This is a genomic window from Candidatus Tisiphia endosymbiont of Thecophora atra, from assembly GCF_964026395.1.
Classification (GTDB): domain Bacteria; phylum Pseudomonadota; class Alphaproteobacteria; order Rickettsiales; family Rickettsiaceae; genus Tisiphia.
Window position 1 is genome coordinate 924,552 of sequence record NZ_OZ032145.1, and the last position, 24,372, is coordinate 948,923.

At 33.3% G+C, this 24,372-nt stretch carries 17 protein-coding genes and 1 pseudogene; 8 read left to right on the forward strand and 10 right to left on the reverse strand.

All coding sequences use genetic code 11. The features are described 5' to 3' along the window. Positions 1 to 40 precede the first annotated feature (40 nt). The 3 genes from AAGD45_RS04540 to AAGD45_RS04550 all read left to right on the forward strand — a co-directional run bounded on the left by AAGD45_RS04540 (position 41) and on the right by AAGD45_RS04550 (position 6,041). Positions 41 to 1,888 (forward strand): PAS domain-containing sensor histidine kinase, encoded by a 1,848-nt coding sequence (locus AAGD45_RS04540; RefSeq protein ID WP_341760822.1) that lies wholly within the window; start codon positions 41 to 43, stop codon positions 1,886 to 1,888. A 218-nt stretch (positions 1,889 to 2,106) separates the two neighbouring features. Further along, a complete protein-coding gene (locus AAGD45_RS04545; protein ID WP_341760821.1) occupies positions 2,107 to 3,054 on the forward strand; it encodes a hypothetical protein in 948 nt (315 codons plus the stop codon). A 113-nt stretch (positions 3,055 to 3,167) separates the two neighbouring features. Beyond that, positions 3,168 to 6,041, forward strand: a complete 2,874-nt coding sequence (locus tag AAGD45_RS04550; protein WP_341760820.1) for an autotransporter domain-containing protein — start codon at positions 3,168 to 3,170, stop codon at positions 6,039 to 6,041. A gap of 37 nt (positions 6,042 to 6,078) precedes the next feature. Here AAGD45_RS04550 and AAGD45_RS04555 read toward each other — a convergent pair whose 3' ends face one another. Further along, positions 6,079 to 10,353 (reverse strand): hypothetical protein, encoded by a 4,275-nt coding sequence (locus AAGD45_RS04555; RefSeq protein ID WP_341760794.1) that lies wholly within the window; start codon positions 10,351 to 10,353, stop codon positions 6,079 to 6,081. A 622-nt stretch (positions 10,354 to 10,975) separates the two neighbouring features. Between AAGD45_RS04555 and AAGD45_RS04560 the strand changes: the two genes are divergently transcribed. After that, positions 10,976 to 11,932 (forward strand): transposase, encoded by a 957-nt coding sequence (locus tag AAGD45_RS04560; RefSeq protein ID WP_341760795.1) that lies wholly within the window; start codon positions 10,976 to 10,978, stop codon positions 11,930 to 11,932. Between the two features lie 139 nt (positions 11,933 to 12,071). Here AAGD45_RS04560 and AAGD45_RS04565 read toward each other — a convergent pair whose 3' ends face one another. The 7 genes and pseudogenes from AAGD45_RS04565 to ltrA all read right to left on the reverse strand — a co-directional run bounded on the left by AAGD45_RS04565 (position 12,072) and on the right by ltrA (position 16,658). Beyond that, positions 12,072 to 12,272, reverse strand: coding sequence for a tetratricopeptide repeat protein (locus AAGD45_RS04565; RefSeq protein WP_341760796.1), 201 nt, complete (start codon positions 12,270 to 12,272; stop codon positions 12,072 to 12,074). 27 nt (positions 12,273 to 12,299) lie between these two features. Next, on the reverse strand, positions 12,300 to 13,280 hold the full coding sequence (ruvB, locus tag AAGD45_RS04570; protein WP_341760797.1) for a Holliday junction branch migration DNA helicase RuvB: 981 nt from the start codon (positions 13,278 to 13,280) through the stop codon (positions 12,300 to 12,302). Further along, positions 13,273 to 13,875 (reverse strand): Holliday junction branch migration protein RuvA, encoded by a 603-nt coding sequence (gene ruvA, locus AAGD45_RS04575; RefSeq protein WP_341751956.1) that lies wholly within the window; start codon positions 13,873 to 13,875, stop codon positions 13,273 to 13,275. The genes ruvB and ruvA overlap by 8 nt, the downstream gene beginning before the upstream one ends. Positions 13,876 to 13,878: 3 nt before the next feature. Beyond that, positions 13,879 to 14,121: a Holliday junction ATP-dependent DNA helicase RuvA gene (locus AAGD45_RS04580; protein WP_341760798.1), complete on the reverse strand. Its 243-nt coding sequence runs from the start codon at positions 14,119 to 14,121 to the stop codon at positions 13,879 to 13,881. 90 nt (positions 14,122 to 14,211) lie between these two features. Next, positions 14,212 to 15,063, reverse strand: coding sequence for an Rpn family recombination-promoting nuclease/putative transposase (locus tag AAGD45_RS04585; RefSeq protein ID WP_341760799.1), 852 nt, complete (start codon positions 15,061 to 15,063; stop codon positions 14,212 to 14,214). 1 nt (position 15,064) lies between these two features. Beyond that, on the reverse strand, positions 15,065 to 15,187 hold the full coding sequence (locus tag AAGD45_RS04590) for a hypothetical protein (protein ID WP_341760800.1): 123 nt from the start codon (positions 15,185 to 15,187) through the stop codon (positions 15,065 to 15,067). Positions 15,188 to 15,194: 7 nt separating this feature from the next. Next, positions 15,195 to 16,658 (reverse strand): annotated as a pseudogene (gene ltrA, locus AAGD45_RS04595) (group II intron reverse transcriptase/maturase). Between the two features lie 1,396 nt (positions 16,659 to 18,054). Between ltrA and AAGD45_RS04600 the strand changes: the two are divergent. Beyond that, on the forward strand, positions 18,055 to 18,279 hold the full coding sequence (locus tag AAGD45_RS04600) for a DUF2674 domain-containing protein (protein WP_341760801.1): 225 nt from the start codon (positions 18,055 to 18,057) through the stop codon (positions 18,277 to 18,279). Positions 18,280 to 18,358: 79 nt separating this feature from the next. Further along, positions 18,359 to 20,242 (forward strand): DUF3857 domain-containing protein, encoded by a 1,884-nt coding sequence (locus tag AAGD45_RS04605; protein WP_341760802.1) that lies wholly within the window; start codon positions 18,359 to 18,361, stop codon positions 20,240 to 20,242. Positions 20,243 to 20,429: 187 nt separating this feature from the next. Here the strand turns inward: AAGD45_RS04605 and AAGD45_RS04610 are convergent, their stop codons facing one another. Further along, positions 20,430 to 20,591, reverse strand: a complete 162-nt coding sequence (locus AAGD45_RS04610) for a hypothetical protein (RefSeq protein WP_341760803.1) — start codon at positions 20,589 to 20,591, stop codon at positions 20,430 to 20,432. 53 nt (positions 20,592 to 20,644) lie between these two features. Here AAGD45_RS04610 and AAGD45_RS04615 point away from each other — a divergent pair, with 53 nt between their 5' ends. Both AAGD45_RS04615 and AAGD45_RS04620 read left to right on the forward strand, forming a co-directional pair. Continuing rightward, positions 20,645 to 22,366, forward strand: coding sequence for an IS1634 family transposase (locus AAGD45_RS04615; protein WP_341760804.1), 1,722 nt, complete (start codon positions 20,645 to 20,647; stop codon positions 22,364 to 22,366). A 147-nt stretch (positions 22,367 to 22,513) separates the two neighbouring features. Beyond that, positions 22,514 to 23,527, forward strand: a complete 1,014-nt coding sequence (locus AAGD45_RS04620) for an IS110 family transposase (protein WP_341762176.1) — start codon at positions 22,514 to 22,516, stop codon at positions 23,525 to 23,527. 563 nt (positions 23,528 to 24,090) lie between these two features. Here the strand turns inward: AAGD45_RS04620 and AAGD45_RS04625 are convergent. Continuing rightward, a complete protein-coding gene (locus AAGD45_RS04625) occupies positions 24,091 to 24,363 on the reverse strand; it encodes a hypothetical protein (protein ID WP_341760805.1) in 273 nt (90 codons plus the stop codon). Positions 24,364 to 24,372: the final 9 nt, after the last annotated feature.

Sequence of the window (24,372 nt, forward strand, 5' to 3'; positions counted from 1 at the left end):
TAGAACTTCAAATATACTCAAATGATTTTGAATAATAAAAATGTTGAATTACTTTTATCGAGATATTAAAAAATATTGTAGTAGCGGTAAATTAATATTTGTTCTAATAATTGTAGCCATTATATTGGCTTGCTCGACTTATTATGTGATTTCAATTGAGTCGAAATCTCTTGGTCCAGACCCAAGTAGAGTTATAGGGCTTATATTAGTAGATCTTGCTGTATTCTTACTTTTAGGCATTTTATTAGCTCGTAAATTTTTACGAGATTTTATTGATAAAGGTGAAAGGGAGACGTCTTCGAAATTACAAAATCGTATCATTATTGCCTTTAGTTTAATTGCTACAATTCCAACCATTATTGTTTCAGTCTTTTCAGCATATTTCTTTAACTTTGGTATTCAATCTTGGTTCGATAAAAAGATTTCTGCTGTGCTTGATCAGTCGATAATAGTAGCAGAATCTTATATAGACGAACATAAACTACAGTTACGCGAAACAGCATTATCCGTCGCTGATGATTTAACTGAAATGTATTATAATTTAATACATAATCCCCTTTCATTTAATGAAGCATTAAATACTGAAGTTGAGATGCGCTCTCTTGACGAAGCTATGGTTTTACATAGACCTACTAATACTGTTATTGCTAATACATTCTTAAGTTTCGCAATTTCATTTGCTACTATTCCAGCTCATTTAATGAAAAGAGCTGAGCTAGGAGAAATTGTTGAGATAAAATCTGATCCTAAAAAGATTCGAATGCTTACAAAACTTAAAGATCATAATGATATATATTTGTTGGTAGGTAGATTGATTGATGCTAAAATTATTGATCATATTGATAAAACTAACGGTGCAGCTGAAGAATATTATCGTCTTAAAAAACATATATCCAGTATGCAGATCAAATTTTCTATAGTATTTATTTTTATTGCTTTATTACTGCTATTAGCTGCAATAAGCTGGGGGATGATTTTTGCTACAAAGATAGTAAAGCCTATTCGGAAATTAGTGATTGCTACTGAAAAGGTTAAAAATGGTGACTTAACTATTCAAGTACCAGAAGACCTTGTTAATAAAGATGAAATAAGCGTTTTATCCTCAGCTTTTAATAGGATGATTAAACAAATTGACCATCAACAAAGAGATCTAGTTATAGCTCAACGTGCACTTGCTTGGTCTGACGTAGCAAGGAAAGTAGCTCACGAGATTAAGAATCCTTTGACGCCTATTCATCTTGCCTCCGAAAGATTACTTAGGAAATTTAGTAATCAAGTTGAAGATAAGACAGAGTTCAACAAATACATACAGATGATTGTACGTCATACTGACGATATTAAGAAAATTGTCTCTGAATTTGTTAATTTTGCAAGACTACCAGCCCCAATATTTATGGATTGTGATCTAGTAATTCTTATAAAGAATATGGTTGAATCACGAAAATTAATTAATGATAAAATATTATATAAGTTCCTCACAACTGATCAGCACATAGATTTTATCTGTGATACAACTCAAATTAATCAGATTATGGTTAATTTATTAAAAAATGCCGAAGAATCTATAGGACTTACTAGATTTCAACAAGGTGTTATTGCTGTTTCTATAACCAAGTCTAACCATCAGATTACTATTACAGTAAATGACAATGGAGTAGGATTCCAAGCAAATTTAATTGATAGGGCTACAGAAGCCTATATAACAACTAGATCTAAAGGAACTGGTTTAGGGCTAGCCATTATCAAAAAAATAGCACAAGATCATTGTGCAACACTAGAGTTAGCAAACAAGCACGAGGGCGGGGCCATTGTCAACATAACGTTCAACCCTGATGAATTAAAATTAAAGATCAATAATTCGAAGTCGATAAATCACATTTTCACTTAATATTCTTTCCTTACTTTACTTTTTTCTTGGTAACTCTCTTATATTTAAAGTCATACTTTATAACAATATACTTAATCTGCAATCGTGATTTTTATCACATATTAGTAAATTTTCCTTTAAAAATAAAATTACAAATACACTTTTTACTTTCCCTTACTATGACAATTGCGTTAACATTAATTAATCTTTAATAAATAAATTAACTAATAGGTAATACAATGGTTTTATTTAACAAGCTACAAAATAACTTTCTTATTAAGATATCTAATAGATATTTAGTAACAAGGTGCATAATTGTTCTTTTTTTGTTTATTCTATTTTTTTTATTACAAGGGTTTGGTACATCTAATGTTTTGGCAGCAGGAGTGAATAATGAGCAAATAAATCTACCTCATTTAGACCCAACTACTAATAGAGAATACTTTGAAAATGAAATAGAGGCAACTCGGCAACTTATTGATGAAGCTCGTGGTGAGTTGAAAACACTAGAACAAGAATACAATTCACATAGAGTAACAAAAGCATTGGGTAAAAAAAACAATTATTATTCAGAAGCAGTTGATTTACTAGAAAAGGAGTCTTTAAAGTCTCTTGAGTTAATGAAAGAATATACTTTTGAGCAAGAAAAAATTTTAGACGAGATATCATATAATGAAACGCTGCAAAGTATAAAGAAGAAAGGTTTAATACTAATAAATCAATTAATAAAGAGAAATGATGAAGAATATTATGAAGAATATTATAAAGCTCAATCAGAAGCTAAACTAACGGCTTTGGTGGAAAAGGACGAATTATTATTAAAAATAAAAGAAGAATTAGAGAAAACCTTACCTCAAGATGCTGTATACTTGGATAATTTGCAGAATGAGAACAACAAACAAGGAGGGAGCGAATATAACGTAGTAAACACAGACCCCGAAATTTACGAAGACAATTTTTCAGATCATTCAACTATAGTTGAAATTCTAAAAAAAATAGACATATCTCCACATCCACAAGACCTAAAGTACGATGATAACAAAAAAGAAACTCTCGATACTGAACTTAATAAAGTAAATAAAAAGTTAGGAGATTTGGCACAGAAGATAAGGGAGATAGAACAGCAAAGTCAATACTCAACCAAGAAAAAGATAATTACGACCGACTATCAAGTTCTATTGATATAAAAAAAGATAGAATCCGCAAGTTAAAAGAAACAAAAAAATACTTTGCATCTAAGTTAAATTGTAAAGAGGCTAATAATTCATTACCTACTTTACCAAAGAAGAAACTACAGTTTATGGATGTGGCAGCACACATTATTTCTATTATCAAAGCACAACCTCAAACTTCTAATAGTTTGGTGTCAGTAAAATCACCTTATATATCTCCTGATGACCAATCTCCAACTCCAAGCTTAAATATGCAAACAGAGATATTACCATACCAAGTAGAGGATTCTGTTGTTACGCCTCTACTATTAGATACCACTCAACCTAATAATGAAACGCTAACCGATAAAGCTATACCACAAGTAAACACTAAAAGTTTACACGATGAATTGCAAGAATTTTCAACAGAAAATGACGGTAATAATCAACGTAAGGAGATTATTACTCGCAGGCATAGCATCGAAACAGAACAACCTAAACATTATAAAAATAAGAAAACTATTACTCGTACGTTTAGCCTCCAATTCCCCCGACCCCAATCACTAGACGAAGGATTTTTTTCTCATCACAGCACACCAGAATCTGAAGAGGAAGAGTGGAGCGACTCTGAAGATGAATCCCTCATAGATATTCCCTTAAAAAGGTTTTCACGGTCATCTTCATTAGCCCCACTTGATCCACAATATTATTCAAGAAGATCATCAGATGCTTCAAATCTTGATTCTAGTGATGAAGTAGCAGTAGTAACGTTTCCCCCCCTACCAATAACTCAAGAACAATCTTCAACAACGCACACAGTAGTTGACCAAGTTGTAGTATACAATGTGGACAATAAACAAGGGGTAAGCGAAAACAACATAGAACTACATGAATATGAGAATCCATCGAAACTTTACAAAACTAAAAGGCAGAAAAGGAGTATAGCTGTACAGGATATATTTGATGAAAATAATCTTGGATTAGAAGAATTGTTTAAAGAAAAGGCTGTGCCAATAGTAGCTAATGTTCAACTTCCTGAACCTGAATATCACACAGTTGAACAGTTTGTAGATAAGCCTGTATATCATACAGTTGAACAACTTGTAGCTAATGTTCTACCTCAGCAGGCTGAATATCATGCACATGAACAACATCATACAGTTGAATATCATGTAGCTAATGTTCTGCCTCTAGTAGCTGTTCATCAAGCCCCTACTAAAAGGCAAAAAAGGAGTATAGCTGTACATGATAATGTAGTTGTTGTTCAAAATGAAGTATTTGATGAAGATAATCTTGGGTTAGAAGAATTGTTTAAAGAAAAAGCTGTGCCAATAGTAGCTAATGAGCAACTTCCCGAGGAAGAACATCATGCAATTCAACCTCTTGAGGCTGTACCTCAACCTCCTGCAGATGTAGTCCACGTAGAAAATAATCCTCCTGCAGTTCAACCTCTTGAGGCTGAACATGATATATTTGATGAAGATAATCTTGGGTTAGAAGAATTGTTTAAAGAAGATGCTGTACCAATAGTAGCTAATGATCAACCTCAGGAGGCTGAACATGATACAGATGGACAACATGTAGATGAACAACAACACGCAGATGAACATCTTGCAGCTAATGATCAACCTCCTGAGGCTGAACATCATGCAGATGGACAACATGTAGATGAACAACAACACGCAGATGAACATCTTGCAGCTAATGATCAACCTCCTGAGGCTGAACATCATGCAGATGGACAACATGTAGATGAACAACAACACGCAGATGAACATCTTGCAGCTAATGATCAACCTCCTGAGGCTGAACATCATGCAGATGGACAACATGTAGATGAACAACAACACGCAGATGAACATCTTGCAGCTAATGATCAACCTCCTGAGGCTGAACATCATGCAGATGGACAACATGTAGATGAACATCAGAAGGATGAACATTTTGTAACTAATGAGCAGCCTCTTGCAGCTGCACCTCAAACTCCTCTAGAAACTATAGCATTAGTTGAAAAAAAATCTTATATCCCACCTATTAATTTTGATATCGAACAAAATATAGCAAAATATACTACATATATAGAATTTGATTACTTGGATTTAATTTCAAATGCTTTAAGTAGTCGAAATAATCTATTAAAACATGATTTTACGGTAAATATGGTAGCGGCAGGGGATAATGATTATTATATTAAAAAAGGAGGGTGGATTCAAGTTATGAGGTCTACTAGCAAACAAAAAGGAAATACTTTACCCTTTAAAAATAATCAGCAAGGCTTCGTTCTAGGTTTTGATGCACAGCCTCTTGATGAACTTATTATAGGAATCGCATATGCTAATGCAAATTCATATACTAAATTTCAAAATATCTTTAATGACAAGCAAAATATTATTTTACATGTAGCTGCAGTTTACAGCAAATATACATTATCACCAAATATGTATCTGAGTTCTTATCTTAAATATGGTAAAGCCTTTATTAAAAATCTAGGGAAAAGAGATACTATATCCATTAATAGCAAGACTAACGGTTATGTAGGACGTGCGAAGCTTGAAACTCACTATAAAGTTGATTTAGATAAATTTTTGTTCAAACCAATGGTAGGAATAATATTTGATCGTTTTCTAATCAAAAATTTTACAGAATATAGGAAAGATTTTAATATTAATGTACCAACTAGGAAAGGAAAAAGAGTATCATTTGAAACTGGCATTGATTTCAGTAAACGCATTTTGGTAAAAAATATTTCAATTATTCCTAAGGTACACTTTAAACTAGATCAGACTATTCTACTAAATAATTCAACCGACATTATTAATTTTACTAGCATAGAACACCATACTCAAACAGTAGCTATCACAAAATCTCTAAGACCATCTCCAAAAAATGTTATGTACACTTTAGGAGGTTGTATAAACATGCAATCTGTATCAGCACTTGAATTAGGTGCTGGTTATGATTATAGTTTAAAGAAAAGTTTTACTACCCACTCTTTCTATGTTAATGGATCAGTGAAATTTTAATATAAGTTGCTAATTATTACATAATTAGCAACTCTCGTTAACAATCTCTACCACCACCTACATTTCGGTTAGGTTGTTTATTAGCAAGTCCTTTCTTATCTAGAGAACCATCTAGAGCAGGGGTAGCATTAGCATCATGTAATAGCTGAGACGCATCCTTAAAAAGAGGGTCAGCTGTTACACGATCAGGTTGCAACCCGGGAACAGCAGCTGAATTTACCCTAATATTACCTCGGGCATTTTTAACTATTCCTACATATTCTCCTTTGTTTTTAAGAACTTCTTGCTCAAGTTTCTCAAGAGTGCTTTTATCTACTGGTAAAGTATAAGTTTTACCCTTACGTTTCAAATATAAAGGTGACTTATTGTCCTCAGAACAAGAAAATATTTCTGTAGGTTTGGTCAGATGCACCAACTTGCCATTCTTATAGTGAGCAGTCAAATATACAGCATCTTCTTTACTAATATTACGTCCATTTGTATCTTGTACTGCAAAAGACATATGGCACGCCCCCTGCATATCTATAGATAACGGTATATTTACCATACGAGCATTTTTAATTTCTTCTCCCTCACTAGTTTTATATTTAGCATTTTTGTCATCATGACTCAATATTGTTTCATTTATTGTCACAACATCCTTACCGTTTTGCTGCAAACTAAAGCTCTTATCTGCTCCTTTATCTTGCCATTCAATATCTTTATACTCAGCTGCAAATTTTTTATGAATATCTGTATAGCCTCTTTGTTCAATATTTTCTATCTCTCGTAGTACTTCTGAGTCCCGCAATACTTCGGATAATCCGCCAACATTTTTTTGGGCAAATTGAGCAAAACTGCTTGTAGATTCCAAAGAAAATTTATTAACAATTGGCTGGACTTGCTCTCTTGACAATTCCTTAAAAGCTTGCAATATTTTATCATCGTCATAAACACTACCCTTAGTTTTATCCTGAACTAATACTTTATCTACAGACATGCCACTATCCATCCTAGGGCTATACTCTGTACCTACTGATTGATACAACTTTTGCCTATTATCTGTTTGGCTATCAACTGCTCTAAACTCTTTAGTAATAATCTCTGTTTCCGTACCTATTGACTGACTAACTATCTTATCTGTTTGTACAGAAGCTCCTTGTACTTCCGCCTTAATTTGTAATTTTTCCAACTGCTCTAGAAGTGCAGCATTTTGCCTTTCAAGAGCAGCTATCTTAGCATTCTTATCTTGAATATCTTTTATCCCAGCCTGCTCAACTCCTTGCATTATTTGGTTATGTTTCTCAGCATCCTTCAACCGTCCATAAAGTTCATCCATACTCCTTTTTTGTTCTTCTTTTAAGGCATTATACTCTAAATCTTTTCTTGCACTAAGTGTTTCTAGCTGATTTTTTGTATCTTCTTTTATTTTTTCTAACTGAGATTTTAAACCCGCATTCTCGTCGGTTACTTTATTTAGCTGAGTTTTAAAGTTTTTATTTTGGTCATATTGCTCATCAGAAATAGCTTTTTCCAACGTTAGTTCTTCTTGGGCTTCGGTTAATTCTTGTTGAATTTTCTTTAGCTCTGCCTGTTGTTTTTCGTATTCTGCCTCTAAATAATTATACTCTAAATCTTTCTTCCCACTAAGTACCTCTAACTGTTTTCTTTCATTTTCTATTTCTTCTAACTGAGTTTTTAAACTATTATTCTCATTGGTTAATCCACCTAGCTGAGCTTGTAATTCTTTAGCTTGCTTACTTTCTACACCATATTCTTGCTCAGCTGCCTTTAGGCTTTCTTGAACGATTATTAATTCTTGTTGCTTCTTTTCTAGCTCACTCCAACTTTTTTGCTGTTCTAATTTTAGTTGTGATAATTCCTCATTTAGTGTTCGCAATTCTGCTACAGCTACCTCTGATTGTCCTTTAAGCATTGCTGCATATTTTTCTTCTGCTGCCTGTAAATCCAAATTGGCTGCTTCTTTTGCTTCAGTAAGAGCCTTTATCTGACTTTCTTTTTCCTCTCTTATTTCTTTTAACTCAGTCGTCAATTTATGCTGAACCTTGGTTAATTCATCTAGCTGATCTTGTAATTCTTCAGCCTGCTTACTTTCTTTTCCATGCAATTCTTCAACTTTAACCAATTCTTCACGAGTATTGGTTAATTCTGCTTTCGTCTTTTGTAGCTCTGCCTGCTTTGCTTGCTGCTCTGATTTTAGTTGTGATAATTGCTCATTTAGTGTTTGCAATTCTGCTGCAGCTACCTCTGATTGTCCTTTAAGCATTGCTGCATATTTTTCTTCTGCTGCCTGTAAATCCAAATTGGCTGCTTCTTTTGCTTCAGTAAGAGCCTTTATCTGTCTTTCTTTTTCCTCTCTTGTTTTTTCTAACTCAGTCGTTAATTGACGCTGAGCCTTGGTTAATCCATCTAGCTGATCTTGTAATTCTTTAGCCTGCTTACTTTCTTGTCCATGCAATTCTTCAGCTTTAACCAATTTCTCACTAGTACCGGTTAATTCTTCTTTTGTTCTCTCTAACTCTGCCTGTTTTTCTTGCTGCTCTGATTTTAGTTGTGATAATTTCTCGTTTATTGTTTGCAATTCTACTGCAGCTGCCTCTGATTGTCCTTTAAGCATTGCTGCATATTTTACTTCTGCTGCCTGTAAATCCAAATTGGCGGCTTCTTTTACTTCTGTAAGAGCCTTTATCTGATTTTTTACATCTTTTTCTGTAGCGTCTAAGTTAGTCGTTAATTGATGCTGAACCTTGGTTAATTCCTCTACCTGATCTTGTAATTTTTTAGCCTGCTTACTTTCTTGTCCATGCAATTCTTCAGCTTCAAGCAATTTCTTACTAGTACCGGTTAATTCTTCTTTTGTTCTATCTAGCTCTGCCTGTTTTTCTTGCTGCTCTGATTTTAGTTTTGATAATTCCTTATTTATCTCTTGCAATTTTGCTGCATAATTTTCTTTTGCTTTATACTCTAAATCTTTTTCCTCACTAAGTACCTCTAGCTGTTCTTTTGCATTTTTCTCTGTAGCTTCTAACTTAGCTCTTAATTTATCATTTTCACTGGTTAACTTATCTATCTGATCTGACAAAGATCCATCTGATTCACCTAGCTCCTGTAGTTCATCTGCCCAACTACGTCCGTGAGATATCGTAGATTGTTGTTGCTCTTCCTTTTCTCCCTCCAGTTCCCTAATCCGTTCTTGGAATTCACTTATTCGTTCTAGATTTTTTTTGCTTTCTTGTTCTGCAGATAATTTTTCCGTATCTATCAATGATTTTAATTGCTGTAATTGATGATCTTGATCATCTATTTTACCCTGTGCAATCTTAAGCTGTTCATTCAACTTATTAATCTCAATTTGACGTTTCACTGACGCCTCAGCATCATTAGCTCTTTCTTGTAATATAGAATACTGGCTAACTGAACCTTGTTGTTGTTTTGCACTGGATAGAGGGGGGTAAGATTTTTGTTCCAATTGCTTTAATTCTTCAAACAACTGCTCTTCTTTTTGCTTGCTTTGTTCAATGATTTTAGTCTTTGCATCTATTTCGTCTTGGATTGTCTTTATTTCTTCTTCTCGTAGTTTTACATTTTCATATTGCTCCACTATTATAGGATTTTCTGCTAATATAACGTCTATTTCTTTTGTTATCTCCGCTTGCCGTGCCTTAAACAATTCTTGTAGTTTTGGCTGAACATAAGCTGTCAAATTATCAGGTAAATCTTTCTTTTGTAACTCCTTTTTTAGCTCTATTAAATTTTTATCCCTTTTTTCTAAATTCTGCATACTGGCATTAAGCTCGACCATAAGCTGCGAATTTTTCTCAAGTAATTGTTCTTTGTTATCTTCGCTAAGTAATTCATTTCCTGCAAGAAATTGAGCAAATGCCTCTTTGTGTTCAATGCTCCTATGAGAAGTATCTTTTCCATCTCCATGTAAAAACTGCTCAAACTCTCGACATAGCTCAAGATTTAATACAATGTTTTCATATTGCTGCTTGATCAGTTCTAACTCTGAATCTATAAATTCATTTTGTTCTTGAACTGCTTTTTTTATTTCGTCTGCTGATTGAGCAGCTAGGTGTCCTTTTATTTTTTCCTGCTGTTTCCAAAGTTTTCCCAACAATTCTGATGCATCCTTATCTTGTTCCTGCAAATTCTCTCTTAGAGTATCTAATGCTGTTTGCTTCTCTCGGATATCTCTTTGTAGCACTTTGAGGTCTTTATTAGCTTCTTCAAATATACCCTGCTCAGTTTTCATCTTTTCTCGAAGTTGTTTTATTGCGGATAAAGCTTCTTCTGATTCTGGTAATGACATTTTATTTACCCATAGTTTAAATTATCTAAATTAATATTATAAAAATTATTTGAGTATAACTATAACTTCAAAAGTTGTTAAAAACAACTTTTAGAAGTAAAATCTCTAGATTATTGGAAATTCTTTATGTTAATTTCGTGGATTTATAAGAATTATTGCTAAAGCAAGAGCCCCTCAACTGTTGAAAGTTTACAAATACCTATACCACAACGTCATTGCGAGCGTAAATGAAGCAATCTAGGAAACAATCTATAGATAAATGATGTTACTGGATTGCTTCGTCGGCCTTACGGCCACAACTGTCGAAAGTTCAACAAACGTCATTGCGAAGAGACCGTAGGTCGACGAAGCAATTGTAAGTTAAAAGTATGATATAATAGATATTGAAGTCAATGTAAATAATGATTTATACTGACTTATAAGGGGGTATTACAGCGATAGTCATTAATAATACTAAATGACTATCGCTGTGCAGGCGTGAGCGACCGTGAAGCAATTGGTTTTAAGACCGAATGGATATTGGTACTCTAGCCCAAATCCCCGAGACGTTTGAATAGTTGATTGGGATGCCTTTGCACGCCCGCTTACAATCGTAAACAACATTAAAAGTCTTCGAGGTATTATGCTATTATATAATAATTTTATCGGTCTTGATATAGGAAAATTCAATTTTGTTGTTGCTATTCATGGAAAAAAAGAAACTAAAGAATATAATAACAACTCTAATGGAATAGCTGATTTTATCAAGGATTACAAAAAAGAGATTAGTTCTGCATTGTGTGTTTTAGAAACTACTGGTGGATATGAAATGGAACTATTACTAACGCTTTGCAATCAGGGTTTTGCTGTACATAGAGCCAATACTCGTAAAGTTAAAAACTTTATTAGGTCTTTTGGTAATGCAGCTAAAACTGACAGTCTTGACGCTAAAGCTTTGGCACTTTATGCTTTTGAACGATCAGAAAGATTAGAGCTATTTAAAGTACAATCTAAGCAAGCTTTAAACTTGTATGAATTAGTAGGACGTAGGAACGATCTTAAACAAATGTTGATTGCAGAAAAAAATAGGTTTCAGTCCCCGAGAGCTGATTTAATCAAGTCTAGTTGCGTTAAAATGATCGAAGTACTAGAAGAGCAAATTGCATCTATTACTAAAGAAATAGATGACTTAATAGCAAAAGATAAGCTCTTGCAAGCTAAGAAAGAGACTCTGCAAACTATTAGTGGTATAGGCACAGTAGTATCTAATGAGCTTATAGCTTTGTTACCTGAACTTGGTACATTGAACCGCAAACAAATAGCATCATTAGTAGGTGTTGCACCAATATCTAATGATAGCGGTAGATATAGTGGATATAGACATACAGGTCATGGTCGAAATTTTGTTAGACCTATGTTGTTTGTAGCTGCTATGGCTGCTAGAAATTCTAACTCTGAACTGAAGGTATTTTATGAGAAATTGATCAATAGAGGAAAAAAGAAAATGGTGGCGATGGTAGCATTAATGCGTAAAATCATTGTGATTGCAAACGCTAAGTTACGTGATTTAACTAGCTCTGCACAAGCAATAAAAATTTAAACCAAATTTATTTAAATTTTTATTGCGAACATAGTTGATCCATTTCTAATAACTTTTTTGGATTGCTTCGTCGCCACTAAAGTAGCTCCTCGCAATGACGGAGTAATGTTACTCGGGTTAGCTATACATTCTATAATTTTTAATGTTTTGCCCTAAGTTGCTTTGCCTTGCTAAATGCTTCTTCTGATTGCGAGTATTTACCTAACTTGTTCAAGGCAACACCTTTGTTATTATAAGCTTTAGCAAGATCAGGTTTATATTTAATTGCTAAATCAAAGACTATAGGAGACGACATTGAACTAAGCGGGTTTTTCTGTTGTTTTATGTTGATTATTTTCATAAACTACCTCTTTGTAACTGTAAATTACTATATTCCAAGATGGTCAAAGGCATTTTTAGTAATAACTCTACCTCTTGGGGTACGTTGTAATAACCCTATTTGTATTAAATATGGTTCTATAGTCTCTTCAACAGCATCACGTTGTTCTGATAGAGCTGCTGCAATTGTCTCTATACCAACCGGACCACCAGCATAATTATCAGCTATAAATTTTAAGTATCTATAATCATTACTATCTAAACCTATTTTGTCAACTTCTAATCGATTTAGGGAGATATTGGCAATATTTTTATCAATTTCTAGCTTATCATCGACAGAAGCAAAATCTCTCACTCGTCTAACTAGCCTAAGGGCAATTCTTGGAGTTCCTCTACTACGCCCCGCTATCTCTTCTAATGCCTCATCGGTTAAATTAATTGCTAACAATTTACTAGCTCTACTCAAAACAAGTTTTAATTCAGCCATATTATAAAAATGCAAACGCAATGGTATACCAAATCTATCTCTCAAAGGGTTGCTGAGTAAACCGAGCCTAGTAGTTGCTCCAACTAAAGTGAAATTGGGTAGATTGATTTTTACTGACCTTGCTGAAGGTCCTTCACCAATAACTATGTCTAAAGCAAAATCTTCCATTGCTTGGTACAATACTTCTTCAATATTTGTACTAAGACGGTGAATTTCATCGATAAATAACACATCATTATCTTGCAAATTAGTAAGTATAGCAGCTAGGTCAGCTGCTTTTGATATAGCAGGTCCTGAGGTGGATTTAAAATTTACTCCCATTTCCTTAGAAATAATTTGTGCAAGAGTGGTTTTACCAAGTCCAGGAGGACCGTAAAATAATGTATGATCTAAATGTTCAGACCTATTTTTAGCTGCTTGGATAAAAATGGATAAATTCTCCTTAATTTGTTGTTGTCCGACAAATTCTCTTAAATAGCTAGGCCGTAGAGAAAATTCTTGATCACTCGGAAGTATATCAGCTGACAAAATATTTTTAGACATTGGATCCACGTGCTTTTAGTGCAAGTTTAATTAGTTCATTAATAGAGAGATTAGAATTTTCTGCAATAATTCCCTGTACTAAATTCTGTGCTTCAGTTTTACCAATACCAAGCGAGGTTAACACTAATGTGGCATCAGATGATATCTTAGCTAAGTCAGTATCATTGTTATCCATGGTAAGGTTGTTAGTAAAATTAGTTAAAGCTTTATCCTTTAACTCTATGATAATTCGTTCAGCTAGTTTTAGCCCAACACCAGAAATAGCTTTAAAAGCTTCTTTATCCCTTCTTGCTATCGCTGATTGGATTTGCTCGGGTGATAAATTTGATAAAATAGCTAAAGCCATTCTTGTACCAATACCGTTTACCGATTGTAATAAATTAAAAAAAGCCTTCTCTTCAAGAGATAAAAAGCCGTAAAGATTAATATGATCTTCTCTTACATGTGTTTCAATAAATAATTGACAAAACTCATTAACGACTAACTTATTTAAAGTTTTACTAGAACAATACACTAAATATCCAACACCACTAACATCAATAATGACATAATCATTAAAACATGCATCTATTTTACCTTTTAATTTACCAATCATAATTTATTTAGTATCAGACTTTACTTTTGGTTTACGATTTTTTGTACATATATGTGCTATTACTGGCAATATAGTTACTATCGAAGCTAAAATATAATGCAGTAACGTTGGAGTTTCAGTGCAATGGCATTGACCATCATCAGGAAATGTTGATATAAGTATAATTCTCGCAGTAACCCAAGTAATCACTATATATATAAGCAAGTATACTACATATTTAACTTTTGCCCAAATACTCTTAATCATAATTTCCTCTTCTGCTATAGCTAACCATTACATAACAATAATAGAATATGTTAGTAAATGATAGTAAATGATAAATTTGAGGATCGTAAGTCATTTTAGATTTTCTATTTGAGATTTACTTAACTTAGTGTATTTAATAATTTTTTCCATCGGCTCATTGTTTAATAGCATTTCTTTTGCTATAGCTATTATACCTTCCTCTCTACCTTTCTCCAGTTGTTTTTTCAGAGTATTAGCTTCGATACGCAGCCATTTAAGATGGTCTTCATAGGTCTCTCTTTCTTCGTCAGTAAAGTTCATAACATCTAGCACTGTTAGAGCTTTTTTTAAGGCAACATTGTCTAATTCTTTAGGCAAATTATCTTTGTTAAGTAGGTCATGTCTTGTTAGAAAAGCTGTCCACATGTCTAGAGAGTTTTTTACTTTTTTCAGTATATCAGGTAATTCCTCATAAGAATTATCAGTAAACTTATTAAGCTCAATAGTATGTAATTCGAGGTCCTTGAAATACAACAATCCACTATCTTTTTCTACTATATGGAAAACATTGTGATACTTAGTTACATTCGGAATAGAAGTAAAGTTTAGAATATGAATACCGATGGCTTTGCTTAGGGTAGAATAGTCCTGAGCTACCTTTAATTGCTCGGTATATAATTTAGCCCAATAATATAAAGCTCGCTTATCATAATCAGCTTCGTCGCTAATTTGAATTTCAATATTGAACCTTTTGCCATCAACGGATTTGGCTTTTACATCTAATATTGAGAGTTTATCACTCTTAAAGTTCTTTGGATTATATGGATTAAGCAGCGTTAGTTCTGCCACTTGATCTTCCTTAGATACAATTGAATTAATCAAGGATATCAGCAAGTCCTTATTCTCTTCTACACCAAAGATTTTCTTGTAGAGTAAGGGGCTACGGAATGGTAGAACTAACATTCTAAACCCCTCCTCGTGGAACTGAACGTGAACCTTTCAATTCATTCAGCTCGAGCCATCTAAAATACTTGCTATAAGTACCGGCAACCATTTTTGATGTAATATTTTTAGTTTTATCTGACATTTTCACTCTATATTCTGTTCAGGGTAGGGTAACGTTCTTTAAAATAAGAGATCCACTCTCTACAAAATGGGTTAGCTGCTGCTCTGATTTTTCTGTGTCTGCGAATTGGAAGGCTCGTAGCTTTAAACAATTCTTTAAATGCGACTTTACCTTCTTTGGTAGTCTTTAGCAAGAAACACCAACTTTGCGTGCCTTTTGTCTTAAAGTATTTCTCTTTAATCCAACATAACCCTTTGTTAGGATGTCTCCTTTTAGACCATCTCCACAACATTTGAAAAATCTCGTGATCTACTTTCTCAAAAACTTTTCTTGCACATACTTTATGGTGGTAATAGGCCCATCCTCTAATGAGAGGATTAAGTATATCTATTAAATATCCTTGAGTTTGTGCTTGATTATTCTTAATTGTCTGACGCACTCTATCCAGCAATCTCTTAATACCTTCTTTAGATGGTTTAATAATTATGCTTGAGCCATATTTACGTACATTTTGGCTAAGAAAATCAAAACCTGACCTTACATTTGTTATCTTTGTTTTCTTAGGTGAAAGAGTTAGCCCTCTTGTTGTTAAGAATTCTTGTAGTAACGGTAACACTTGAAATTCTAATATTTCTTTAGTTTTTCCTGTGATTATAAAGTCATCTGCATAACGTATCAAGTGTACACCACTTTTCTTTCGCTTCTTTTCATCTTTCTGACCGAATTGTTTTGATAAAATATCTTCTATCCCATCAAGGGTCATATTAGCAAGTGTAGGTGATATGATACCACCTTGTGGAGTACCCCATTTTGTAGAACAAAACATTTGTTTCTCTATATAACCAGATTTTAACCACTTTTGTAAAATCCTTGTTTCCATAGGAATATTATTTAGTAGCCAGTTATGGTCAATTTCATCAAAAAATTTCCTGACATCTATTTCTAAAATCCATTCCGCACGATTCTTTCCAGCCAAAGTTTTAAATATTTGGCTCATAGCATCAGCAGTAGAACGATAAACTCTAAATCCATATGAGTGATTATCTCCTGTAGTTTCTGCTATTGGGGATAATCCCATAAGATGTATTGCTTGCATCGCCCTGTCTTTCATTGTTGGTATGCCAAGAGTTCTTTTACCGCCATCTGATTTAGGAATATATATTCGTCTTAATGGTTGAGGTTTATAACCTTTATGCTTTAATTCAGTAATAGCTTGAAACTTAGAACTTAAAGATTGCCACAACTTGCCATCTACGCCAGCTGTACATTTTCCTCTGTTCGTTGTAACTCGTTTTACTGCTAAAGCTTTACTACTAAAACTACGAGTTAAAATGTGTTATAAAGCTTTTACTTTATTCCATCTTTTCTCTTTTGTTGCCTGAACAATACGAGTTTGTAGCCTTCTAATGTTTTTATCACATCGTTGCCAATTAATTTGGCTCCAACTAGTTATCTCATTGAAAGATGCACTTACAATTTTATTTGTAACCATTTGCTTTCCTTTCTTCAAAGGTTCTATAAACGCTCTTATCCAAGATGACCAAGTGGAAGTGGGCTCTTTTTCAAGTCAAGTAACATTTAAACTTGTATCTTGTTCATTACAAACAAGCATTCGCTTTTTCCACCATCCCATTCCCGCACACCGATAAGCATTTCTTGCGATTTGCTATACGACAATATACGGGGTTTCCATGTTCCACCAATTAAACAATAGTACGGGTTAGGATTGATCTATACACCGATGATATTTTGTTTGCGTATCAAATGCATTCATTTTGATAACCTATCATATACCTTTTGGTTCAAGCCTGTCAGTGTCTTTGGCTTGCTTAGATTTTACGATGCTTACAATCATTCGCTTATGCTATCCATACCGTACACCCTAGCCCCCATACCGATTTGACACTATCAGCATCTTGTCCTCCTCACGGATTCTTCTTCTCCCTAACGGGTGGGATTCATTGTCCTAAACGCTTTACGCAAAACATTACTGCAAGTACGTAGTTTAGTAGGGTACAAGTGGCAAAACACTTGGTTTAGTCAGATTTAACTCAGCTAAACAATTCAATTAGTGACTTCATGTCACACAAATGCCAAATCTACTCGAGGAGTTATTTTATCCATATATGTTGCTATTAGTAGTTATCAATTATAAAGCTAGTATAGCACAGAAATTATAAAGCACTAAGATATAATGTGGAAAATATAATAGATATCTTTGGCAAACTCTACTTCTGCTGGTAATTTATTCGTACTACCGATACTCTGCTCCTCACGTACATCATTGTCCGCTGTGGGTCGAGGTTTCGTGGCTTCTTTAAATCCCTCAGCATTATGTATTTAAAATAAAAGAAAGTGTTGCAATAATTAGTTATCTAGGATAGATTGGTATTAAAAGATACTGACACCGTGAATTCTAGGAACAGATAAAAAAATGCAATATAGTCAAATACATTGAGTTAGGTGGAAAGATAATTGATAAAATCAGTTGATTGTAAAAACTACTTCTATGTTTTTACCACCTAATTCAATGTATTTGACTATATAATTTATCATTAGAGTATCTAATTTTATGTAAGAAAAAGAAAGGTCAATCAAATCAGTTAACTTTTGGGATAATGTTAGTGTATTTCAAAAAATACATATACTCTTCTGCTCCTACGAATTGTTTTTTGAAAATATCATGGATTCGCATGCGTAACTATACTATATGTACACCTAGCATGCTCATCATTCATTTTCAAATCCAATGCTTCAAATCATTTGAGTATACATTTTCCCTCTAATAAAGCTAACACAGTTTCGATGTAATTATTGTTACAGCCGTACTAATCAAAAGATTTAGTAATAATAAATATAAGAAATTAAAATTAATAAAAAATAAGATTATGACAAGGGTAAAACCCCATAAAAAAATTATATCTTTCGCTGAAAACAAATCTGATTTAGATAAAATTACTCAATTTATTATGGATGGTTGGGCAATAGTAAAACTAATGCCACATGGTAATTATTTTATTGGTGTCATGGAAAAGATGCATCATGACGTTACTATAGATGATCAAGATAAAATTGTTTATATCCCTCCAAGAAAAAAGATCATTTTTACTTAGGGGTCTCTATTTTTTAGTTTATAATACCTTATAATGCTGGTAACTAAGGGGTATTTCTTTATTTTTAGGATTATTTATAATGACTTATTTAAAATTTTGTCTTCGTCTAATATTATTAGTATTTTTAATAAACTACTCCGCTCAAGGAAGATGGAGTAAGTACGAAGATGCTCCTGTTGAAATAAAATTTTGTAACAACGATATTACTATTAACCAAGATGGTACTTCTGAAGAAATAGCGGAAATGCACGCAAAAATACTAAAAGAATCAGGACGTAGTCAGTTCTCTCAATATAGATTGACTTATAATAACTATAGTTCCAAAATCTCTATATTAGAAGCCAAGACTATTTATAATGGGCAAGAATATGTAGTTTCTAAAGATATGATTGAGGATAAACCGTTAGCTAGTTTTGGACAAGGTTTTGATCAGCTAAATCAGATAACTATCTCATTCCCTAAAGTGGAACTTGGTGCAGAAATATACTTAAAATATAAGTATCTTGAAACAAAAGTTGCTATAGATGATTTTTATGGTGATACCATATTCTATGGTAGGGAAGGTTACTGGCAAGCAAGTAGAACTAAGATTAATTCCAAATTACCTCTAAATATCAAAGTAAACGACCCAAAAGGCGTATTAAAAGTTATTACCGATGCTGAAAGTGACTTTCATTCGGCAGAGATTATCCTAGAGAAACCTGTTTATAATCAATTGACCAATGAACCAAGTAATGGTATATTAAATATTAAGCAAAAAACTTGGGTATCTTTATCAAGTTTAACCAAATGGCAAGATTTGGTCAAACAATTAGCTCCTGGCTATTCTAAGGTAATCAATCAACCACTTCCTACAATTTTCATGAATATAGCGGAATCTGCTCTAGATAAAAATACCGATGAAGAAAAAATTAATTTTGTCACTTCTTCATTAGCTGAGAAAATCCAATATATGGGCGATTGGCGAACAGTATCAGGTCGGTATTTTCCTAGAGATTTAGAAAAGATTGCTACTTCTCAAATTGGTGATTGCAAAGATTTTTCTGCAAGTACTGCTGTTATCTTGCAAAAGCTTGGGTTTAAGGTTCAACCCATTTTAGTAATGCGAGGTATTACTAATTTTTCTAACCCAGATGCACTACCTAATATGGGAAATTTTAATCATGTGATGCTTAAAGTAGCTAATAAAAATGGAAAAATATATTGGATTGACCCAACAAACTTTGTCAGTATGGCACAAGGAATTTTTCCAGATGTTGCAGGTAAGTTAGCCTTGGTATTAGATATTCAACAAGCAGATTATATCAAAATTCCTGAAATAGCCCATCAAAATTCACAAGCTATAATGCACAATGAGTTTGTAATAAGAAATAATATTGTAGATGTGCATGGTCAGCTTGATTTACAAGGAGAAACAGCAGCAAATATAACAGGTGCTGGGTTATATGAATCAAATGAACAGCTAAGGGATTTTACTTTCCACATGTTGACAGGAGTATATCTTGATGAAGAAGACAAGAAATTTCTAGAATTACCTGATCTTACTTCTCGTATTGTCAAGGATATTACAATTAAATACGCATATCAGCAAAAAAATCGAATTTTTAAAACCAATAAGGGGTCCGGTTTAAGGTTAAGATTATATGGAATGGAGGATATTACAAATACAGCTTTTGACCAAGTATCAGACCTTTTTATAGGTGTACCTAACACTAATATAAGACATATAATTATAAAAGATATTATAATTAAAGACTGTAAAAAATTAAACTTTGAGGTTGATACTCCGTGGATATATGTCAATAGATCATGTAAATATCAGAATAAAGATACTGAATTCACAGATATAATATCGATAAAAAAAAGCTTGATTACCAATAAAGAGTTAAAAACTCCTCAATATAAAAACCTTAAAAGCAACTTAGAAAATAAATTTGAGCGAGCTGCGATAGTTATTGAATGAGTATAATTATCCCACAACTGTTGAAAGTTAAAAAACCGTCTATTAGCAAAGAGACCGTCGCACAACTGTTGAAAGTTAAAAATCGTCATCGCGAGGCGTCGATAGACGCCGTGGCGATCTCATGAAGTAAGCTCTTCTTCACAAGATTGCCACGTCGTCGCTTACAGCGACTCCTCGCAATGACGGTTTAGGGCTTACAAAGCTCCTCGCGATGACGGTTTTTAACTTTCAACAGTTGTGGTCTTACAGCCTCCTCGTAATGACGCTGTGGTATAGGTGTTTGTAAACTTTCAACAGTTGTGGTGTTATACCATTTCCGAAAACTAATCATCACGTCGTCGTACTTCATAATCTCCGCTCCTCACGTACTAGTTGTACGCGACTCATCTTCTAGACGAAAAAGTGCTTAAAACACCTAAAGAATCAGGTTTGCAGTGGTTTTGGCATGAAGTTTGTAGTCATGTAAATGATATTTTTTATTTGACAATGCTGGAATTTAGAGATATAATCTCTTTCATGTATATTACAACTGTTCCAAATAGAAATTCTCGTCCTGCAATATTGCTTCGTACCTCTTATCGCGAAGACGGGAAAGTATTAAATAAAACCATAGCTAATCTAACTAATTGGGATGAGTTACGTATTGAAGCTTTTAAGAAGATGCTTAAAGGTGAATTTGATGGTTTAGATGGTGTTCCTGAGGTTGGTGAAAGTTTTGGGACTATTTTTCTACTAAAAAGAATTGCTGATGAAATTGGTATTACTAAGGCTCTTGGTACTAGAAGCAAAGAAGCTTTATTGAGTCTATTTTTGGTTTTAGCACGCTTTGCTCACCAAGGGTCTAGACTTTCCAGCGTGAAATGGGCGAAATCGCATGCGATATCTGATGTATTATCTGTCGATTCATTTGATGAAAACCATTTATATCAGGCTCTAGAATGGTTAGAAGAGAACCAAGAAAAGATCGAATTAAAATTATTTAAAACTTATCAAAAGAAAAATAACAAGCCGCCTGTTATGCTTTTATATGACGTCACTTCCAGCTATTTCGAAGGAACAGAGAATGAACTTGCGGAATATGGGTACAATCGGGATAAAAAGAAGGGTAAAAAGCAAATAGTGATTGGTCTATTAACTGATGATCATGGCGAACCTTTGGCTGTTAGAGTTTTTAAGGGTAATAGTGCTGATCCTTCTACCATTTATGAGCAGATTGAGCTAGTAAAATCTAATTTTGGTATTAAGAATATCGTCTTTGTTGGTGATAAAGGAATGATTAAGAGGACAGGCAAAGAAGCCCTGAGCAAAGAAGGATGGGACTATATTACAACCTTAAGTAAAGTTGAGATTGAAAGCTTAAAGAAAAGCGGAGTTTTGCAATATAGTTTTTTTGAAGAACAGCTATGCGAAGTAACCAATAATGGCAAAAGATATATTTTAAGGAAAAATGGTTCTATAGCCCGAAAAGTTGAGTTTGATAGGAATAACCGAGTTGAAAAATTGGTTGCAAAGATTGAAGAACGTAATATATATGTATCAACCCATAAGAAAGCAAAGCTAGAACTTGGTTTAAATAATATTCAAAAAATTGCCAAAGAATGGCGGATAGATAAATTTATCAACCTAAAATTAGATGGCAACCAAATAGTGGTTGAAATTGATCAAGATAAGAAAAAAGAGTTGTTTGCTCTTGATGGTTGTTATGCGATTGAAACACAGATTGAAATTAAACTGATGAGTAAAGAATTGGTTGATAAAGCTTACCATAATTTACATGAAGTAGAATCGAATTTTAGCAGTATGAAGACAGGATTACTCGAAGTAAGACCGATCTTTTTAAGGAAAAGCAACAGAACGAAGGGACATGTATTTGTTTGTATGTTGGCATTAAAAATATGGCACTATATGAAAAATAAGTTGAAACAAGGTTGTGGCGTAACCAAGGATGGTAAATATAATGTGACCATTGAGGAAGCATTAAGAGAGCTGGATAAAGTATGTTTTTTATATTACACAATCAAGGGTTGCAAAGTTGCAAGATTACCAAAATTAAGCGAGTTTCAACAAAATTTATTCAATTTATTTGATTTAACGATGCCCCAAATGACAAAATCTGCAAAATGATAAAATAATGGTATGGACCTCCTGATATACAGAATGAAAAGCAGTTGCTAATCTTCTAAAGTTAATATTAAATATTAAAATAACAATCAGGAGGCTAAGATGGAAGTTACCACAATTGGTATAGATATTGCAAAAAGAATTTTCTAAATTCATGGTGTAGATAAAAATGGTAAGACGGTATTAAAGAAAAAATTAATGAGAGATCAAGTTTTAACATTTATGGCTAATTTACCAAAATGTTTGGTAGGGATGGAAGCTTGCGGCGGAGCTAGTTACTGGGCAAGAGAAATAACTAAATTGGGGCATACAGTAAAACTAATGGCAGCACAATTTGTCAAACCGTATGTTAAAACTAATAAAAATGATCAAGCTGATGCAGAAGCTATATGTGAAGCGGTAACAAGACCAAATATGAGGTTTGTACCAATTAGAACTGTAGAACAACAAGATATTTTATCAATTCATCGAGTAAGAGAGAGATTGGTAAAAAATCGTACTGCCCTTGCTAATGAAATTAGGGGTCTACTACATGAATTTGGTTTTATTATTCCTCAAGGGATCAATAAGGTTATGACAAAATTAACCGAGATTTTAGATGAAGGGAATTTAAGCCAGCTGGGTTATCAAACATTTAGTGAACTGAAAGAGGAATTTTTGGATAATGACAAAAAAATAAAAGAGATAGAAAAAAGATTAAAAATAATAGCTAGCAACTTAACTCAATATCAACGATTAACAGCTATACCTGGTCTTGGTTTAATTACTGCTACTGCTTTAATAGCATCAATAGGTAATGCTACAAGTTTTGAGAATGGTAGGCAATTATCGGCATGGTTTGGATTAGTGCCAAGGCAGCATTCCAGTGGAGGGAAAGATAAGTTGCTTGGAATTAGCAAGCGAGGTGATGTTTACTTGCGTACTTTATTGATCCAAGGAGCTAGAGCTGTACTAAATGCCAAGATAAGATTTACATCGGAAGAACAAAAATCTAAAAAAGATTTTAGCAAATTTACGCAGTGGATGTTTAATTTATCTGAGCGAAATGGACATAATAAAATAGTAGTTGCTGTAGCTAATAAACTGGCAAGAGTGGTGTTTGCAGTACTAAGGTCAGGGGATGATTATGTAGAGAGTAAAGTTTGTAGCACAAAGCTATTATAATTAACATAAAATAAATAGTGGTTTATTAATTAATAGGTAAACAAAGAATATGTAAGAGATTCCAACCCGGAATATGCGTGAGATAATAATATTGATGGTAAATAAGACAAACCTTAGCTTACAAAAAAACTGATGACTACAATGGCTCTTTGAAGCCGATAAAATGATAAGTATATAGTAAATTTGTAAGCCAGCGAATTCCATCAGGGCTGTAGGATAAATTACACATAATTTATTAACTATAAGCCGGATACATGTATGCATTTGCATTTTTGCTATTAGATGTTATTTTTTTCTTGCATTTTACAGGAGGTTCATACATGTAGTCAGTAACGAGAATTTAATTCTACACTCCACTCGTCGCATAATACTCACGTTCTATAGCATAATTTCTGCTCATATTTATCTCGAAGATGAGTCGCGATGACGATTTTAACTTTCGACAGTTGTGGTTGATGACACCTAGGCTATTAAACCGATGTCTTACATCAAACTAATGAGGTTAATTAGTTTTTTTTAAATTAGTATTTAATTTTGTCTGAATATAATTTTACCTATAACCCTTAAGCTAAAAATTTCTTTCTTGCTTTTCTACTTGGAAATAGTGTTTTCAGGAAAATAGTGTTATCATCTTCTTTTATATAAGGTACAGCATATATTTCAGTTAGTATCCTTACATATAGAATTTGCTGATCAGGATATTGTTCTTGATTATGATGTTTAGTTATATCTAATAGATTCCCATCTGCTATAGCTTGAATTATTTCTTCAAAACCTATTCCCCTTTCAAGCAACAATTTTGAATTCTTTTCATAATTATATCTGAATTTAATCAACTTAAACTA

Coding starts and splice junctions, on each gene's coding strand:
- AAGD45_RS04605 (WP_341760802.1), top strand. CDS start 18,359: ATGACTTATTTAAAATTTTGTCTTCGTCTAATATTATTAGTATTTTTA.
- AAGD45_RS04555 (WP_341760794.1), bottom strand. CDS start 10,353: ATGTCATTACCAGAATCAGAAGAAGCTTTATCCGCAATAAAACAACTT.
- AAGD45_RS04540 (WP_341760822.1), top strand. CDS start 41: ATGTTGAATTACTTTTATCGAGATATTAAAAAATATTGTAGTAGCGGT.
- AAGD45_RS04590 (WP_341760800.1), bottom strand. CDS start 15,187: ATGTCAGATAAAACTAAAAATATTACATCAAAAATGGTTGCCGGTACT.
- AAGD45_RS04560 (WP_341760795.1), top strand. CDS start 10,976: ATGCTATTATATAATAATTTTATCGGTCTTGATATAGGAAAATTCAAT.
- ruvB (WP_341760797.1), bottom strand. CDS start 13,280: ATGTCTAAAAATATTTTGTCAGCTGATATACTTCCGAGTGATCAAGAA.
- AAGD45_RS04545 (WP_341760821.1), top strand. CDS start 2,107: ATGGTTTTATTTAACAAGCTACAAAATAACTTTCTTATTAAGATATCT.
- AAGD45_RS04580 (WP_341760798.1), bottom strand. CDS start 14,121: ATGATTAAGAGTATTTGGGCAAAAGTTAAATATGTAGTATACTTGCTT.
- ruvA (WP_341751956.1), bottom strand. CDS start 13,875: ATGATTGGTAAATTAAAAGGTAAAATAGATGCATGTTTTAATGATTAT.
- AAGD45_RS04565 (WP_341760796.1), bottom strand. CDS start 12,272: ATGAAAATAATCAACATAAAACAACAGAAAAACCCGCTTAGTTCAATG.
- AAGD45_RS04585 (WP_341760799.1), bottom strand. CDS start 15,063: ATGTTAGTTCTACCATTCCGTAGCCCCTTACTCTACAAGAAAATCTTT.
- AAGD45_RS04600 (WP_341760801.1), top strand. CDS start 18,055: ATGACAAGGGTAAAACCCCATAAAAAAATTATATCTTTCGCTGAAAAC.
- AAGD45_RS04550 (WP_341760820.1), top strand. CDS start 3,168: ATGGATGTGGCAGCACACATTATTTCTATTATCAAAGCACAACCTCAA.
- AAGD45_RS04610 (WP_341760803.1), bottom strand. CDS start 20,591: ATGAAGTACGACGACGTGATGATTAGTTTTCGGAAATGGTATAACACC.